Annotated in this window: 16 protein-coding genes; 14 read left to right on the top strand and 2 right to left on the bottom strand. The window is 53.1% G+C overall.

The annotated features are described in order from the left end of the window. Positions 1–174: 174 nt before the first annotated feature. Positions 175–1,491: a citrate (Si)-synthase gene (locus AC6F7T_RS14285; RefSeq protein WP_500719936.1), complete on the top strand. Its 1,317-nt coding sequence runs from the start codon at positions 175–177 to the stop codon at positions 1,489–1,491. 332 nt (positions 1,492–1,823) lie between these two features. Further along, positions 1,824–2,495: a YiaD family glycine zipper/OmpA-like lipoprotein gene (locus AC6F7T_RS14280; protein WP_500719935.1), complete on the top strand. Its 672-nt coding sequence runs from the start codon at positions 1,824–1,826 to the stop codon at positions 2,493–2,495. Between the two features lie 80 nt (positions 2,496–2,575). Here AC6F7T_RS14280 and AC6F7T_RS14275 read toward each other — a convergent pair whose 3' ends face one another. Continuing rightward, the gene (locus AC6F7T_RS14275; protein ID WP_500719933.1) at positions 2,576–3,370 is read right to left on the bottom strand and encodes a methyltransferase domain-containing protein; all 795 of its coding nucleotides are present in this window, start codon (positions 3,368–3,370) and stop codon (positions 2,576–2,578) included. Between the two features lie 164 nt (positions 3,371–3,534). Between AC6F7T_RS14275 and AC6F7T_RS14270 the strand changes: the two genes are divergently transcribed. From AC6F7T_RS14270 to AC6F7T_RS14225, 10 genes are all read left to right on the top strand, one after another. Continuing rightward, on the top strand, positions 3,535–4,725 hold the full coding sequence (locus AC6F7T_RS14270; RefSeq protein ID WP_500719931.1) for a class I SAM-dependent methyltransferase: 1,191 nt from the start codon (positions 3,535–3,537) through the stop codon (positions 4,723–4,725). A gap of 484 nt (positions 4,726–5,209) precedes the next feature. Further along, on the top strand, positions 5,210–6,238 hold the full coding sequence (locus tag AC6F7T_RS14265) for a TAXI family TRAP transporter solute-binding subunit (RefSeq protein WP_500719930.1): 1,029 nt from the start codon (positions 5,210–5,212) through the stop codon (positions 6,236–6,238). 58 nt (positions 6,239–6,296) lie between these two features. Continuing rightward, entirely contained in the window at positions 6,297–8,381 is a 2,085-nt protein-coding gene (locus AC6F7T_RS14260) for a TRAP transporter fused permease subunit (protein ID WP_500719928.1), read from the top strand. Between the two features lie 304 nt (positions 8,382–8,685). Further along, a complete protein-coding gene (locus tag AC6F7T_RS14255; RefSeq protein WP_500719926.1) occupies positions 8,686–9,255 on the top strand; it encodes a YfaZ family outer membrane protein in 570 nt (189 codons plus the stop codon). 202 nt (positions 9,256–9,457) lie between these two features. Next, a complete protein-coding gene (gene ilvB, locus AC6F7T_RS14250; RefSeq protein WP_500719925.1) occupies positions 9,458–11,224 on the top strand; it encodes a biosynthetic-type acetolactate synthase large subunit in 1,767 nt (588 codons plus the stop codon). After that, positions 11,221–11,691, top strand: a complete 471-nt coding sequence (ilvN, locus tag AC6F7T_RS14245) for an acetolactate synthase small subunit (RefSeq protein ID WP_500719924.1) — start codon at positions 11,221–11,223, stop codon at positions 11,689–11,691. Before ilvB ends, ilvN begins: the two co-directional genes overlap by 4 nt. 192 nt (positions 11,692–11,883) lie before the next feature. Continuing rightward, entirely contained in the window at positions 11,884–13,587 is a 1,704-nt protein-coding gene (gene ilvD / locus AC6F7T_RS14240; protein ID WP_500719922.1) for a dihydroxy-acid dehydratase, read from the top strand. A 15-nt stretch (positions 13,588–13,602) separates the two neighbouring features. Continuing rightward, the gene (locus tag AC6F7T_RS14235) at positions 13,603–13,935 is read left to right on the top strand and encodes a cupin domain-containing protein (protein WP_500719921.1); all 333 of its coding nucleotides are present in this window, start codon (positions 13,603–13,605) and stop codon (positions 13,933–13,935) included. Between the two features lie 10 nt (positions 13,936–13,945). After that, positions 13,946–15,082, top strand: coding sequence for a glycoside hydrolase family 3 N-terminal domain-containing protein (locus AC6F7T_RS14230; RefSeq protein WP_500719920.1), 1,137 nt, complete (start codon positions 13,946–13,948; stop codon positions 15,080–15,082). A 96-nt stretch (positions 15,083–15,178) separates the two neighbouring features. Next, entirely contained in the window at positions 15,179–15,472 is a 294-nt protein-coding gene (locus tag AC6F7T_RS14225) for a hypothetical protein (RefSeq protein WP_500719918.1), read from the top strand. Between the two features lie 52 nt (positions 15,473–15,524). Here the strand turns inward: AC6F7T_RS14225 and AC6F7T_RS14220 are convergent, their stop codons facing one another. Next, positions 15,525–15,731, bottom strand: coding sequence for a hypothetical protein (locus AC6F7T_RS14220; RefSeq protein ID WP_500719917.1), 207 nt, complete (start codon positions 15,729–15,731; stop codon positions 15,525–15,527). A gap of 197 nt (positions 15,732–15,928) precedes the next feature. On the opposite strand from AC6F7T_RS14220, the gene AC6F7T_RS14215 reads away from it, so the two are divergent. Further along, positions 15,929–16,258, top strand: coding sequence for a tyrosine-type recombinase/integrase (locus tag AC6F7T_RS14215; protein WP_500719974.1), 330 nt, complete (start codon positions 15,929–15,931; stop codon positions 16,256–16,258). 236 nt (positions 16,259–16,494) lie between these two features. Next, positions 16,495–16,653, top strand: coding sequence for a hypothetical protein (locus AC6F7T_RS14210; RefSeq protein ID WP_500719915.1), 159 nt, complete (start codon positions 16,495–16,497; stop codon positions 16,651–16,653). The last annotated feature ends 208 nt before the right edge of the window (positions 16,654–16,861 follow it).

The following is a 16,861-nucleotide window of genomic DNA, read 5'->3' as shown; positions in this document are numbered from 1 at the left end:
ATTGGTTCTTTCTCAAGGTTCTGACTTCCCTAATTCCTTACCGTACCTGCTATTACCATGAATCATCAGTTTTCCGGTTCATGATCGTTGTTGTTTTCCGCCAAAGCGGAAATGTTTCCCATGGCCCGCAAGGGCATCAATAGGCTGTTTTACACCCACAAAAGGAGAGAGAGTATGTCGACATTGAAGCAAGTACTGGCACAGAAAATTGCAGAGCACCGTCCCCGTACCACCCGTCTTCTTAAGGAATTCAGTGATGTTAAGCTCGGTGATGTGACAATCGGTCAGGCGATCGGTGGTGCTCGTGACATCAAGTGTCTGGTGACAGACATCTCCTACCTTGATCCGCAGGAAGGAATTCGTTTCCGCGGCAAGGACATTCCTGAAACCTTTGCTGCTCTGCCCAAGGTTCCGGGTAGTGACTACCCTTACGTTGAAGGTTTCTGGTGGATGCTGTTGACCGGTGATGTGCCGACCATGGAGCAGACCCTTGAAGTGGTTGAAGACTGGAAACAGCGCTCCCAGATTCCTGCCTATGTTATTGACGTGCTGCGCGCTCTGCCACGTGATTGTCATCCGATGGCCATGTTTTCTTCCGCTATTCTCGCCATGCAGCGTGATTCGGTTTTCGCCGCGACCTATTCTTCCGGCAAGTTCAACAAGATGACCTGCTGGGAAGATATGTACGAAGATGCCAATAATATGATGGCCAAGCTGGGTCCCATTGGTGCCTACATCTACCGGATGAAGTACATGGGTGACACCCATATCGACGCTGATCCGAACCTCGACATGGGTGGTAACTTCGCCCGCATGATGGGTATCCCCGCTCCTTATGACGATGTTGCGCGGATGTACTTCATCATTCACTCCGACCACGAGTCCGGCAACGTCTCTGCTCACACCACCCACCTGGTCGCTTCTGCGTTGTCCGACGCTTACTATGCCTACAGTGCCGGTATCAATGGTCTTGCCGGCCCGCTCCACGGTCTGGCCAACGAAGAGGTGCTACGCTGGACCCAGAATTTCATGACCCAGCTCGGTGGCCAGGTGCCGACGGAAGAAAAACTCAAGGAAGCCCTGTGGGCAACCCTGAACAGTGGTCAGGTTATCCCTGGTTACGGCCATGCCGTTCTGCGCAAGACTGATCCTCGTTATTCCACTCAGCGTGAGTTCTGCCTGAAGACTGAAGGGCTCAAAGATTACCCGTTGTTCAAACTGGTGAGCATGATTTTTGAAGTTGCACCGGGGGTGCTCACCGAGCATGGTAAGGCCAAGAACCCCTGGCCGAATGTTGATGCCCAGTCCGGTGTTATCCAATGGTACTACGGCGTGACCCAGTACGAGTTCTATACCGTGCTGTTTGGAATCGGCCGTGCGTTGGGTTGCCTCGCCAACATCACCTGGGATCGCGCTTTGGGTTATGGCCTTGAGCGTCCCAAGTCGGTTACTACAGCGATGCTTGAGAAAGCGGCTGGTATCAACGAATAAATGATCGTAATTTTTACATGTTGATGATAATCGGGAGGCTCGTTCGGGCCCCCCGATTTTTTTTTGCTGCCGGCATGATTGTTTGTATCTGTTCAGCACCGGGTCGGGGGGGCCTATGTCAAAGGACGCGATTGTTTCCCGTTGGGTCATCCATGATCGCTTGTTGTCGCCATCCATGGCGACAAACACCCTTGTCGCCTGCCCCCGACCCTGCGCAAGGGCATAGCTGAATAGTTACGATTGATTTTGCTTGGTGGGATATCGTGCTATAATAACGGCTCAAATATCTGTATGGAATAAAGACGGCCTTAACAATATCAAGGAGAGTTAAAATGATTTACAGATCAGGATTATGGGTACTTGTTGTTGCTGTGCTGGTGGGCTTAAGTGGTTGTGCAGCCAACACCACTCATGAGCAAACAAAAAAAGGTGCCGGTATCGGCGCCATCCTCGGTGCCGCATCCGGCGCCATCATCGGCTATCAGAGTGATAAAAGCAGTGGCGCCTTGCGTGGGGCGCTAATTGGCGGTGCAGCAGGTGGGGCCCTCGGTGCCGGTGTTGGCTCCTATATGGATAAACAACAGACCGAATTTGAACAGCAACTTGCTAATGAACAGGCCCAGCATCAGATTGAAGTCGAGCGTCAGCAGAATGAAATTCTCAAACTGACCATGAGCAGTGAAGTTGGTTTTGATTTTGACTCAGCGACGGTCAAACCAAGCTTTCACTCTTCCCTTAACAAAATTGCCGATATTATGAATCGTTATCCGCAGACCGATATTGCTGTTGTCGGCCATACCGACAACGTCGGGAATCCGGACTATAATTTGCGTTTGTCCCTGCGGCGGGCGAATGCTGTCGCTGATTATCTGATGGATCAAGGGGTGGCTCGTTACCGCTTGTCAACTGAAGGGCGCGGACAGTTGGAACCGATTGCCGGCAATCAGACAGCGGCAGGTCGGGCTGAAAATCGGCGGGTGGAGATTTATGTCATTCCGAATTGATTTTATTGTCCCGGTGTAAAAATATCGGAATTCTGCTTTGGTATGGGCGGGTCTTCCCTGCCCATACCCATTCTCCCATCCTATTTTTTCTCTTTTTCCTTGCGCGTTGCGTAGATTAATAGCTTCTGATCGGTGAAGCTTTCGACTTCACCGGCGAAAGACTCGATTTTGAAGAAATCGTGGACCTTCGGCGATGCTTCCATAAAAAATTTGTTGAGTTCCTGAATTTTGGTACGGTTGAGGCCGGCTGTTTTAACCCACTCCTGAAAGTCGTGGATCTTGGGAATGATCAGCGTTTCCTGCAGAATCAGTTCGGCATCCTCGATCATCTGCCGCCATTCTTCCTCGCTAAACGCTTTGACGTGGGTTGGATTGCGCATTTGTTCCATGGTTTGAAAAAAATCGGAAATTTCCGGATCTTCCGGTAATAAGGTGTCGATAATGACCATGCGCCCGCCGCGTCTTAGGACCCGGTGAAATTCACGCAAAGCGCGCGGGACATCGGCAAAATGGTGCGATGCGATGCGGCAGGTCAACAAGGTAAAGGAGCCGGCAGGAAACGGCAGATCTTCGGCGTCGGCCTCGCGAAAAATGACATTGTCGATACGACCTTCTTCGGCGATATGTTCCTGGGCTTTTTTGAGCATTTGCATGGTCAGGTCGGAAGCGACTACTTGACGTACCATGGGGGAGAAATACAGCGCCATGTGACCTCCAGCGCAGGCAACATCGAGCATATTGTCGTCCTGGGTCGGCTGGAGCAGGCGCGCCGCCTCTTCGAGATCCTGGCCGCCGGTAAAATGGGTTGCCTCTACGTAAGCGGTTGCTGTCCTGCCGAACTGCTCGCGGATCCGATTTTTGAATTTTTTGTCCATTGATACATCCTGTAAGAAAATTTTTGGAGCCAGTATAGCATCAAATTCTGCTATTTTAGCAGATAATGACCGGTGGAAATTGTTTTTGCCGTTAATTTTTTTGAACCCATTTTTTTACTGTGTCTGCCCGGGTCAACAATCTGATTCGGCAGAAGGATCAAACGATGAAAAAGTGTCTGGTGGGACCGGAAACCAAACGCATATTGCTACAGGGCCATCCCTGGGTGATTGCCGATCGCTACACCCGCCAATGGCCCAAAGTGGCCAACGGAGAACTGGTAATGCTGGTCGATGAGCAACGCCAGCCTCTAGCGGTGGCAATCTGTGATCCACAAAACCGTATCGTCGCCCGCCGGTTGTCGGGCGACCCGGTAAGTATCAGCAGTCGTTGGCTGGAGGAGCAATTCCAGGGTTGCCTGACATTGCGTCACCACGCCCTGCTTGGGGATAGCGACTGCTATCGCCTGGTGAATGGAGAGGGGGATGCCCTGCCGGGAGTAACGGTTGATCGCTACGGTGATTTCCTGATGCTGCAACTTTATACCACTGCATGGGAGGCTTATCGGAGCGAATTAGTAGCGGCACTGGCAAATGTTTTTCGGCCAAAAGGCATTTATTTGAAATATCGTCCGCAACAAACGCGCAAACTCGAAGCTCAAAATAAAAGCCGCCAGATTAATGAACTCCTGGCAGGCGCTGCCGCACCTGATGTTTATCAGGTGAAGGAGGATGGTCTGTATTATCAGGTGAATCTGCAGCGTGGACTCCATACCGGTTTATTCCCCGATCAGCGCCGTAATCGCCGGGAATTGACGCAGCGGGTTGCAGGAATGCAGGTGCTTAACCTGTTTGCCTTTACCGGCGCTTTTTCAGTAGCCGCTGCGGCGGCTGGAGCCAGCAGGGTCACCAGCGTCGATGTGTCGGAAAAGTATTTGGCCATTGCTCGTGAAAATTTTAAGGCTAACCGGATCGACCCGCAACAGCATGAATTTATTGTCGGCGACGTATTTGCCGAACTCGCAAAATTTCAGACACAGGGGCGTCGATTTGATTGTGTTCTGTTTGACCCTCCATCCTTTTCAACTACCAAAAAAAGTCGCTTTGCCACTCATGGGGGGACCTCTAGTCTGGTCAGTGTGCTGCTGCCTCTGTTGTCTTCAGGGGGACTGCTGGTCGGTTCTTCCAATCATCAAAAGGTTTCTCTTGATGATTATATGAAAGAGTTGCGCCGTGGTGTCGCTGATGGTTCCCGACTTAAAACTGTTTATGTCGGTGGACAATCTGAGGATTTCCCCTGTGACCTTGGCTTTCCCGAGGGGCGCTATCTCAAATTTGTCATCTGCGTCAGGCAGTAATGACGGGTGTTTGGCAAATTCCTGGCGCTACTAAAGCTTCACTTGAATTTCTTTGGTATGATGACCGAAAAAGCTATCTTTGCTGTTCTTTCAGATTTATCCTGCCAAAAACGCATTGGTGGTTTTGCTCTTTGAATAAAAAATACAGGGGGGGGTGGCAGAAAAAATACTGATTGGCTAGTATGACAAATTAAGGTTGTTGTCTGCGGCCTCTAGAGGGGGTTGTCAATGACTTCAGCCGAAACAATGATGTGTTCTGGCTGGGTCGCGACGACCCTTTTTCGGGACTTTTTCGTAACTGTTCAGCACCGGATCGGGGCTCCTATGTCAAGGGACGCGATTGTTTCCCGTTGGGTCATCCATGACGGCTTGTTGTCGCCGTCCATGGCGACAAACGTCCTTGCCACAGGAGCCCCGACCCTGCGCAAGGATAGTGGTGAATAGTTATACTTTTTCTAACCCACATGATGTCAGGAGGAAAAGAATGAACAGATTTCGTTGGATAACCTCGAGTTTGTGCCTGTTTGTACTGATGTTTTCGTTTGCCTTGGTGATGCCTGTGAGGGCTGTTGCCGCAGAACGTGATTATCTGCTGGCGACCGCCTCGACCGGTGGTACCTATTATCCGGTGGGTGTTGCTCTTTCCACCTTGATCAAGGTGAAGCTGCAGCCATCCCAGAAAATTGGCATGTCGGCAATCAGCTCTGCCGGTTCCGGAGAAAACATCAAACTCCTGAACGACAATGAAGTTCAGTTTGCCATTCTGCAGGGACTTTACGGCGCCTGGGCCTGGAACGGCACAGGAGATTTTGCCGCTGCCGGTCCTCAGCGCGATCTGCGTGCAGTGACCATGTTGTGGCAGAATGTCGAGCACTTTACTGTTCTCAAGCGTTTTGCCAAAACTGGAACGGCGGCGGACCTGGTGGCGATGAAGGGGCAGAATATGGCCATGGGACCACGTAACTCAGGTACTCTCGGTTCTAACAAGACCCTGCTCGGCGGTCTCGGTGTTGATATCGAAAAAGAGTATAGCCTTGCCTACGCCGGTTATGGCCCGTCAGCTGATGCCTTGCAGAACGGTCAGGTGGCCGGAATGAGTACCCCGGCCGGCGCTCCAGTCAGTGCAGTGACGCGGACCTTCGCGACCATGGGTGACGATGTTGTGGTTCTTGATTTTACCGATGAGCAGATGAAACAGGCCGACAGCGGCATGGAGCTCTGGACACGTTACGTGATTCCTGCTGGTACCTATCCAGGTCAGGTTAAGGATATCAATACCATTGCCCAGCCTAACTTCCTTGCAGTGCGTGCGGACATCGATGAAGACGCTGTTTACCATATCACTAAAACAACCTATGAAAACCTGCCATTTTTGAACGCCATCCACAGTGCAACCAGGGTGATGGCAATAGAGAAGGCTCTTGCCGGTTTACCGATGCCGTTGCATCCCGGAGCCCTCAAATATTACCGCGAGGTCGGTCTGGATATTCCCGCACGCCTGATTGCAGATTAGTCCGGTCTTTCCCACTGCGACCGCCCCAAAGGGCGGTCGTTTTTCTCCGGAGAGTTCCATGTCCGTTACCGAAAAAGAAATTGGTCTGGTTGAGCACTGGGCACTGATGATCATTGGCGTCGCCGTCTCAGTGATGCATATCTGGTTTAATGTTTTTGCAGTGCTTTCAAGTCTTTGGCAAAATTCCCTGCATTTTGCCGGCTTCGCTATCCTGGTCGCCATTGCCTATCCCTTGCGACGTAACGGTCCATTGCTCCTGCGCCTTTTTGATGTCTTTCTGGGGGTCATTGCGGCCTCGTCGGCGATTTTCCTGATTGCCCGGGAAGACGCCATCTATGCTCGCGGCATCTATCTCGTCCAATCGGAATGGATCGCCGGGATTATCGTTGTTCTTTGCGCCATCGAATTTACGCGGCGGGTGGCCGGCTGGTTTATTCCGGTGCTGATAGTCGTCGGGCTCACTTATGTCGGCTGGTGGGGAAGTGAGTTGACAGGGATGTTCCGTTTTGCCGGCTTGCAGCCTGAAACTCTGCTATTTCGCAGTATCTATGGTGATGACGCCCTGTTCGGCACGATTGCCCAGATCTCTTCCTCCTATGTCTTCATGTTTTTGCTGTTCGGTGCCTTTTTGCTGCGTTCCGGAGCCGGGGATTTTGTTATCGACATGGCGCGAGCGGTCGCCGGACGTCTGGTCGGCGGCCCGGGATTTGTGGCGGTGATCGCTTCCGGCTTGATGGGAACCATCTCCGGTTCGGCAGTGGCCAATACCGCTTCGACCGGGGTTATTACCATCCCGCTGATGAAAAAAGCCGGTTTCCCCGCTAAGTTCGCTGCTGGTGCCGAGGCGGCCGCCTCGACAGGTGGCCAGTTGATGCCGCCGATCATGGGTGCGGGTGCTTTTGTTATGGCGACCTACACCCAGATTCCCTATACCACCATTGTTCTGGTCAGCATCCTCCCGGCGTTTTTGTATTTTGCCACTGTCGGCTTTTTTATCCGCATCGAAGCCAAGCGCAGTTATGTGACCGCGATGGATGATGAGTCGATCTCTTTTGTTGAGGTCATCAAAAAGGGGGGTATTGTCTTTCTGCTGCCGATCGGCATATTGATTGGTCTGCTGATCTATGGTTTTACTCCGACTTACGCTGCCGGTTATAGTATGATTGCCGTAGTCGTTTCGTCCTGGTTGACCCCCAACAAGATGGGCCCTAAAGCGGTTATTGAGGCATTGGCTCTGGGGGCAAAAAACATGATCATGACAGCGATTCTGCTGTGTACCATCGGCCTGATCGTTAACGTGATTACCACGGCTGGTATCGGCAATACCTTTTCACTGATGATCAACCAATGGGCCGGACACAGTCTGCTGATCGCCATTGGCCTGGTTGCCCTGGCGTCCCTCGTATTGGGGATGGGACTGCCGGTTACCGCCGCTTATATTGTTCTGGGGACCCTCTCGGCTCCGGCCCTGTCAGGTTTGATTGCTGACGGGATGCTGATCAAGGCGCTGGTCAGTGGTCAGGTGCCGGAAGCGGCAAAAACCTTCTTTATGCTGGCGGTACCGGAACAGCTGGCCCTGATTGGCGAACCCATGTCGGTGGCAACAGCGCGCTCGATTGTCGATGCCATCCCCTTCGATCTGGCCAATCTGGTGCGTGAGTCGGTGCTCAGTGATCATACCCTGACCTTTGCCCTGCTCTCGGCCCACTTGATCGTCTTCTGGCTCAGTCAGGATTCCAACGTTACGCCACCGGTTGCTCTGGCAGCATTTGCCGGTGCTGCCATTGCCGGTTCCAAGCCGATGATCACCGGTTTTTATTCCTGGAAACTGGCCAAGGGGCTCTACATTATCCCCCTGCTGTTTGCCTACACCCCCTTTATTGGTGGCACCCTGGCTCAGGATCTGTATATCTTTTTCTTTGCCCTGTTCGGCCTTTACGCCTTTGCTGCTGGAATTGAAGGCTTTATGGAAGCCAAACTGAACCCGGTCTTCCGTCTTTTGACCCTGGCTTCTTCCGCGCTGCTTCTGTGGCCGACAGTATGGTGGGTCAATGTCGGTGGTTGGCTGCTGCTGATGGCCCTTATCATCCTTAATAAACGTAAAGATCTTGCCGAAGGTGCCACTAAGCCCGCTATCGCCTGAATGACTTTTTCCTCCTTTATTTTTATAACGCCCGGATTTGTCCGGGCGTTGCGACTTTTGGACATCTTTTGCAAAAAGCAAAAATAATTGCAGCTAACTTCTCTTTCTCTTGCCCTTGCACTTCCCCGCTCTTCAATTTGAAAAGGAGCAGCTCAAGTTGGAGCAGGAGCCTTCTTGACTTTCGTGAATGGCACTGTGCTTTTGCACATTCTCCCCCTGGTTTGCCTTGATTTCATTGTCACCTGATTGCAACCTGTGCAAAGATGCACAGTTTAAAAGGACATTTTTGACAAGGAGTTATTTTATGACGATACGTACGTTTTTAGCCGTTCTGCTCTGTCTGATCACCACTCTGGCCAATGCCGATTCGGTTGATATCGGCTTTAATAATGAAAGTTTTCATTTGGGGTATGAGCGCCCGGTGGCACAAGATGAATTTGGTGTTGTTTTTGGCACCGCCGGTTTTCTTTACAACGACGATGAAAAAACCAAGGTGGGGCGCATCGGAGCAGACTTTGTTGGCAGCCCCGGTCAATATCCCGGCACCCAACTAGGGATGGGGGTGCGGCTTTATGCTGGATCAACCGCGAAAAATACCGATTTTATCAACCTGGCGTTAGGATTGCGGGCATCTTACGCACCACCGCAACTTGGAGGCTTCGGGGTGACTGCTGCAGCTTACCATGCGCCGGAGGTTTTCTCTTTTAGTGATGCGGACAACCTGACGCAAACAGAGATTGCCCTGACCTATGCCATGATTCCCAAGGTGCGCTTGAAGCTTGGCTATTATAGTCTGCGTCTCAAAGAGGATACCCGGAAAAATAACAGGACGATTGATGAAGGGTTGCGTATCGGCTTTACAGGATTTTTTTAATCCTGTTTGTTGCGCTCTTGGGAAATAAATTTTTCCGGCGCTCTGGTGCCTGTTGCTTGACAATACCCCCCATTCTGACAGATAAAACACTGTCTTTTTAACCTAAAGCCACAGAGGGCACAGATGTCTGGGCTGAGTCGTCATGGTTCCCCTGCGGCAGAGTATTAACGGACGATCTTTTCAAGATAATCGAGGGCAAAAAATGAATGGAAAACAACTATTACTCAAGGCACTGAAGGAGCGTAAAGTTCGCTTCCTCTTTGGTTATACCGGCGGTGCGATCATGCCGGTTTTCGATGAAATGGAAAAAATGGGGGCGTTTGAATTTGTTATGGCTCGCCATGAGCAGGGTGCTGCTTTTATGGCGCAGGGTCTGTCCCGGGCTTCATTGTCGACTTCGACACCGCAGATCGGCGTGTGCCTGTCGACCTCCGGTCCTGGAGCAATGAACCTGGTAACCGGTGTTGCCGATGCCCACATGGATTCAGTCCCGATGCTGGCCATTACCGGGCAGGTAGCTACCGGAGTGATTGCCACCGATGCTTTTCAGGAAAGCGATGTCGTCGGGGTCATGATGCCGATCAGCAAACAAACCTACATGCCTCTGGCTGCTGAAGATGTCGAAAAGACCGTCCATGAGGCCTGTTATGTGGCTACCACCGGTCGTGGGGGTCCGGTGGTTATCGATCTGCCCAAGGATATTCAAAACCAGCAGGCCGGCGACGATTACCGCTTTGATGCCAAAAAGTTCCGCCCCCATCTGCCCGGTTATTTTTATACGCCGACACCCGAACGGGATCCAATCCGCCGGGCGATTGAGCTGATTAACAAGAGCGAACGGCCGCTGATTTTCTGCGGCCATGGTGTGATCAACAGTAATGCCGGAGATCTGCTCCAGCGCTTTATTGAAAAGGTCAATATCCCTGTCGCCTCCACCTTCCACGGTATTTCCGCCATTCCGGCAGATCATCCCCTGCACCTGGGAATGATGGGAATGCATGGTACGGTTGAGGCCAACCGTGCGATCATGGAGGCTGACCTGCTGATCGCCCTGGGGATGCGCTTTGATGATCGGGTGACCGGTAAGCTGGATGAATACGCCCAGAATGCTGCCGTCATTCATGTTGAAATCGATGCTTCGGAAATTGACAAGAATGTCCGCACAACGGTGGCGATCAACGCCGATGTCTATCGTACCTTGCATGTGCTGATGGGTGATCCCATGTTGACCTGTACCCCTCGCCGCCGCTGGTGGGACAAGATCAACAGTTTCCGCGAGGTTATGAAAGAGGATCTGCGTGAAGAGATCGAGGTCGGTATCGGCAACGACAATAAGTTGCTGATGAAAGGTATTGTTCATCGACTTTCAGCGGTGACCAAAGGGCGTGACCTGGTTGTTGCCGATGTCGGTCAGCACCAGATGATGTGCGCGCGTTTTTATAATTACCAGACCAACAATAGCTGGTTCGGTTCCGGTGGCGCCGGGACGATGGGGTGTTCCTTGCCGATGGCGATTGGTGTCAAGCTGGCCCGGCCCAAAGAGCGTGTCTGGTCGATCAGTGGCGACGGCGGTTTCCAGATGAACATGCAGGAACTGGGAACCATCATGGAAAAACAGATTGATGTCAAAATTATCATTCTCAACAACGGTTACCTGGGGATGGTGCGCCAGTGGCAAACCTTTTTCTTTGATGGTCGTTTTGCCGGCACACCGATGCTGAGTCCCGATTTTGGTTTGATCTCCCAGGCTTATGGCATTCCTTATCGCAAGGTTGAGCTGCTTGAAGATGTGGTGCCGGCCATTGAAGAGGCGATCGCCTGCAAAGGTGCTATGGTCCTTGAGTTTATTTGCGATCCATCCGAGGTTATTCTGCCGATGATTCCCGCCGGGGGTGGTTTTGGCGATATGATGATCCGTCATCCCCATGCGCCGAAAAAAGATCAGACCAAACAAGGAGAAGCAGCATGAAAAGGCGTGCCATACTTGCTTTCACCCTCGATCACCCCGGGGTTCTCAACAAGATCTCGATGTTGATCCGCAAAAAAATGTACAACGTCGATACCCTGACCGTTTGTCGCTCGCGCATCCCCGGCGTCAGTCGCATGACCATCACCTTGCGCGAAAGCGATCAGGACAGGGTTGACCAGGTGGTCTGTCAATTGGAAAAATTTACCGAAGTCATCTCGGTGAAAGAACTGGATACCGATCATAGCTATTGGCGTGAGGTGGCGATTGTAAAGCTGGAGATTGAAGCGTCGGTGCTCGAAACCTTTCACGGCCGCTACAACTTCGAGATTCTCGAACAAAAAAGTGACGACATTCACATTCTTCAGGTTGCCGGCTCAACCAGGCGCATCGATGCCTTTCTGGATGAGGTTGGTCAGGGGCATATCGTTGAGATTGCCCGTACCGGGGTCACGGCGATGGAGAAGTAGGGGGTAGGGGTAGGGAGTGGGAAATAGGTAGTGGGGAGTGGGTAGTGGGAAGTGGGAAGTAAGCAATTGAAGTTCACTGCTCACCGCTCACTGTTCACAGCTCACAGATGTTTGATTGTGTTATGATGTCGGGGTGTGGTGCTGATCAATGGCGGTGCTGCACCCCGATTTTTTTTGCTGGAAGGAGAAATCATGAAACGACGCAGCGCAACAATTACCGGCGATCCCGGCGGCAGTAACTGGGTAGAACGAACAGCGGCGCGCACCATGCTGCGGGCGGTGCGTTTTAGCGACGAGGATTTCGCCAAGCCGTTGGTGGCGCTGGCGGTTCCCTATACCAACGGTACCCCCTGTAACGACCATATCCGTGTTCTTGGGGATCTGCTCCAGGCTGAATTGGAAGCGGTCGGGGCCAAGGTCATTGTCTTCGGCACACCGGTAGTATCCGATGGTATCTCCATGGGCACTGAAGCGATGAAATATTCGCTGGTCAGCCGCGAAGTGATTGCTGATGCCATTGAGTTGATGACCGAAGGTTATCAGGTGGACGCGGTGGTGACCCTGTCCGGTTGTGACAAGACCATCCCGGCGGCACTGATGCCGATTGCCCGCAATGATCTGATCGGATTGACCCTCTACGGTGGTAGTATCCGCCCTGGTCATCATGGCGGAAGGGATCTGAATATCGTCAGTGCCTTTGAAGGGATCGGTGCCTACAGCGCCGGCAAAATCGACGCTGATGAGCTATGTCAGATCGAATGTCATGCCTGTCCCGGTGCCGGGTCCTGTGGTGGCATGTATACCGCTAATACCATGGCTGCGGCGATTGAAGCCCTGGGGATGAGCGTTCCCGGAGGTTCGTCGAATATGGCAGTGGATCCGGATAATCAGCCGTCACCGGATAAGCAGGGTGATTTGCGGCGCAGTGCTGCAACCCTGATGACATTGCTCAAACGCGGCGTTAGCGCGCGGCAGATCATGACCCGCCAAGCCTTCGAAAATGCCTTGACCTTGGTGTGGGCGCTGGGAGGATCGACCAACGCGGTATTGCATCTGCTGGCTATCGCGCGCGAGGCTGAGGTGCCTTTGACCCTGAAGGAGATGGCCGATTTTACCGCCGGGGTGCCGCTGCTCGGCAACTTCAAACCCTATGGGCGCTATCTGATGAACGATTTGCATCCCTTGGGCGGCGTCCCTATGGTGATGAAGCACCTGCTTGCTGCCGGTTTGCTGCACGGCGACTGTCTGACGGTGACGGGAAAAACCGTGGCTGAAAATCTGGCCAACGCTCCTGATCTGCCCGCCGGACAGGATGTGGTTTTCCCGGTTGCCAGTCCCTATGCGGCTGCCGGCAAGCACATTCGCATGCTGTTCGGCAATCTGGCTCCGGAAGGTTGTGTCCTCAAGCAGAGCGGTAAGGATTTAACCACCATGCGTGGCCCGGCGCGGGTATTTGAGCGCGAAGAGGAGGCCATGAGCGCAATTCTGGCCAATCGCATCAACCCGGGCGATATTGTCGTGATCCGTTATGAAGGCCCGCAAGGTGGTCCCGGCATGCGGGAGATGTTATCGCCTTCGGCGGCGCTGATGGGCGCCGGGCTCGGAGATACGGTTGCCCTGCTCACTGACGGACGCTTCTCCGGTGGTACCCACGGCATCATGATCGGCCATATCTGTCCCGAAGCCCAGGTTGGTGGCCCCCTGGCGCTGGTGGAGGAGGGGGATCAGATTGAAATCGATCTGGATCATGAGGCCCTTAACCTGCTCGTGGATGATGCGCTGCTGGCCCAGCGTCGTCACGGCTGGCAGGCTCCTGTCCAGAAGATCCAGCGTGGAGTCCTGGCCAAGTACGCACGGCTGGTATCATCGGCCTCAAGCGGTGCTGTGACCTCGTAACGGCCGCCGCCTGTCATGATCTCCAGCAATTTCTTTGCATCGATTCCCGCTCACTTGCCGGAAGAATTGATCGATGTTCTGGCCGACAGCGGTGTGGTGCGTTTTGAGCGGATTGTCTCGCGTGGCCACGCTTCGCCACCAGGTTTCTGGTACGATCAACAGCAGCACGAGTTCGTTCTGCTGTTACAGGGAAAGGCGGAACTTGAATTGCTGGATCCTGAAGAACATCTGTGCCTGCAGGCGGGGGATTACCTGCTGATTCCGGCGCAGCGTAAACATCGGGTTGTGCGAACCAGCAGCGACGAAGATTGCATCTGGCTGGCGGTTTTTTATCATGAGCAGGGGTAGGACAGGGGGCATGGCGGTACGTTGCGTTCAGAGAAATATCCCGGTGATCCTGGTCCTGTGTTGTTCTCTGTTCTTTAGTGCTACCGCCGTTGCTGCCGGCAAATCGGCGGCAAATGAGTCATTGAATAACAAAATAGGCCAGATGCTGATGGTCGGATTTCGGGGAACAGCGCTGAATGATGGCTATGTCATCCTGCGTGATATCCGCCGGCACCATCTCGGCGGGGTCATTCTCTTCGATTACGATGTTCTGACCCGCCAGCCCGGGCGTAATATCACCTCGCCGCAGCAACTTAAAAATCTGATTGCAGCTTTACAGCAGGCTGCGATATCACCACTGTTGGTTGCTGTTGATCAGGAAGGCGGACGAGTTGCCCGTTTGAAGCCGGAGTACGGTTTTTCCCGGACGGTGTCTCACGCCGAGCTGGGGCGGCTGGACGATCCGCAGGCGACTTATAGTGCGAGTGCGGAGATCGCCGCTACCCTGGCTGAACTGGGAATCAACGTCAATTTCGCGCCGGTGGTGGATCTGTGTGTCAACCCCGACAATCCGGTGATTGCCCGTCTTGAGCGCTGTTTTTCAGCACAGCCTGACAAGGTGATCCACCATGCGCGTGAGGTCATCCAGGCCCATAAAGCTCAGGGTGTGGTGGCCGTCATCAAGCATTTCCCCGGTCACGGCAGTTCGCACAGCGATTCTCATCTGGGTTTTGTCGATGTGACCAATTGCTGGACAGAACGCGAACTGGTGCCATACACCAAACTGCTGGAAACGGGGGAAGTGCAGGCGCTGATGACCGCCCATGTCTTCAATGCCAATCTCGATGCTGATCATCCGGCGACCCTGTCACACTCCACCATCACGGGCTTGTTGCGGGGGCAATTAGGGTTTGCCGGCGTGGTGTTTTCCGACGATCTGCAGATGGGCGCGATCAGCGAGCATTATGGTCTCGAACAAGCGGTGCAGCTTGCCCTTGAGGCTGGAGTAGATATCCTGCTGTTCGGCAACAACCTCGATTACGATCCGGAGATCGTGCCCAGGGTGGTGAATATCATCCGGGATCTGGTAGCAACCGGAGTCATTTCCGAACGCCGGATTGATGAGTCCTATCGGCGGATAATGCGGTTGAAAGGGGTGGAGAGGTAGGGGCGACTTGTGGTGCGCATCGGGCAGTGCAATTTTCTGCGAGGCTGAAGACGGCAGGCGCCCCTTCTCGCTGCGCTCGCCAGGGGATTTAGCGAGTTGCCGGCGGCGGACACTTCCTCAATCCGTTCTCTATTGGGGTCGCCGGGTGTTTCGGCGCGCAATCAGCAGCACGGACTACCGGTGGTGCAAACCAACACCATCGGTATGGCCTATGGCAGGTTGTGCATGCTGGTTGTGGCGGCATTCAGCGGGACGCCTTTTAACATCGAGTTGACCTCATCCTGTCTGCTGTCGCTTGGTTGCCTGGCCTTGTTCGGCTCGGCGATTGCTTGCGGCTGTGATCTGAGCCTGGTCGGCCGGATTGGCCCCGGACAGGCCCCCGTGCATTGAGCTAAGCACTGGTTGTTTTGTTGCAGGTCAACCAGGATCAGTCGCCTGCGGTTTACTGGGCGTGGCCGCAGCCTTCACAGACAAAAGCCGATTTTTCGCCGGATTCCTTGATCGCTTCCGAATAACTGTCTTTGACCTGACTCATCGGCTTGGCTGTTTTCTTACCACTGTCAGGAATATTGTGGTGGCCACAACTGACACAGACAAATGCTGATTTTTCACCGGACTCTTTAGTGGCTTTGGAAAATTGATCCGTCATGATGACACTCCTTTCTGATGGTTGGCGGACGTGATGCCGGGCTGACGCGGCCACCGGCAGAATACGTCCGGATTTCAACTGCTGATTACCCTCCCATTCTAACATATTTTACGAAACAGAGAGGAGGCAGGTCTCAACAATGACAGACTTTTTGTCATAAAGGGGACAGGGTGTTGCTGTTAGCGCCAGAACAGGGAATGACGTGGCCGCTGACAATTGAATGTCCCGGAGCTTTTTATCATGTCACGGCACGAGGGAATGAACAGAAAGATATTTTCTGCAGCCGCAATGCCCGGGCATTGCGCTGTCATCCTGCTGTGCTGGTCTTTCCCGCCTTGAATTTCGGCAGAAGAAAAGGACAAAGCCCGGGGATGGTCAAACGAGCCGGTTGCCACACTGTTCGCCATTGTTTTGCCACCCACTGGTTGGAGTCGGGTTGCAGCATTCGAACAACCCAGGAATTATGGGGGCATAAGGATGTCAATACGACCATGATGTGCACGCCCGTTTTAACTTCGCTTTACTGAAAATTTGCCTCAGTGGTACGAACCCCGCAACCGCCAATGGTATACTTGCATCAGGCAACGTAGAGACAAATGGCAAGTATGTGTACGCTTTTCGTATCTGTTCAGCACCGGCTCTTCGGATCCTATGTCAAGGGGCGCGATTGTTTCCCGTTGGGTCATCCATGATCGCTTGTTGTCGCCATCCATGGCGACAAACACCCTTGCCACAGGAACCCCGACCCTGCGCAAGGACAGCAGTGAATAGTTACGTTTTTTTGTATCTGTTCAGCGCCGGGTCGGGGATCCTATGTCAAGGGACGCTTTTCGTCATCCGTGACCGCTTGTTGTCGCCATCCATGGCGACAAACACCCTTGCCACAGGAACCCCGACCCTGTGCAAGGATAGAGCTGAATAGTTACGTTTTTTTGTATCTGTTCAGCGCCGGGTCGGGAATCCTATATCAAGGGACGCGATTGTTTCCCGTTGGGTCATCCATGACCGCTTGTGGTCGCCATCCATGGCGACAAACACCCTTGCCACAGGAACCCCGACCCTGCGCAAGGACAGCAGTGAATAGTTACATCAGGCCTTAATGGCAGCCCAGGCGTTAGCAATAAACTCTT

Source organism: Pelovirga sp. (genome assembly GCF_059864205.1).
The sequence above is the reverse complement of the archived record's forward strand: the minus strand, read 5'-3'. Positions and strand labels throughout refer to the sequence as shown.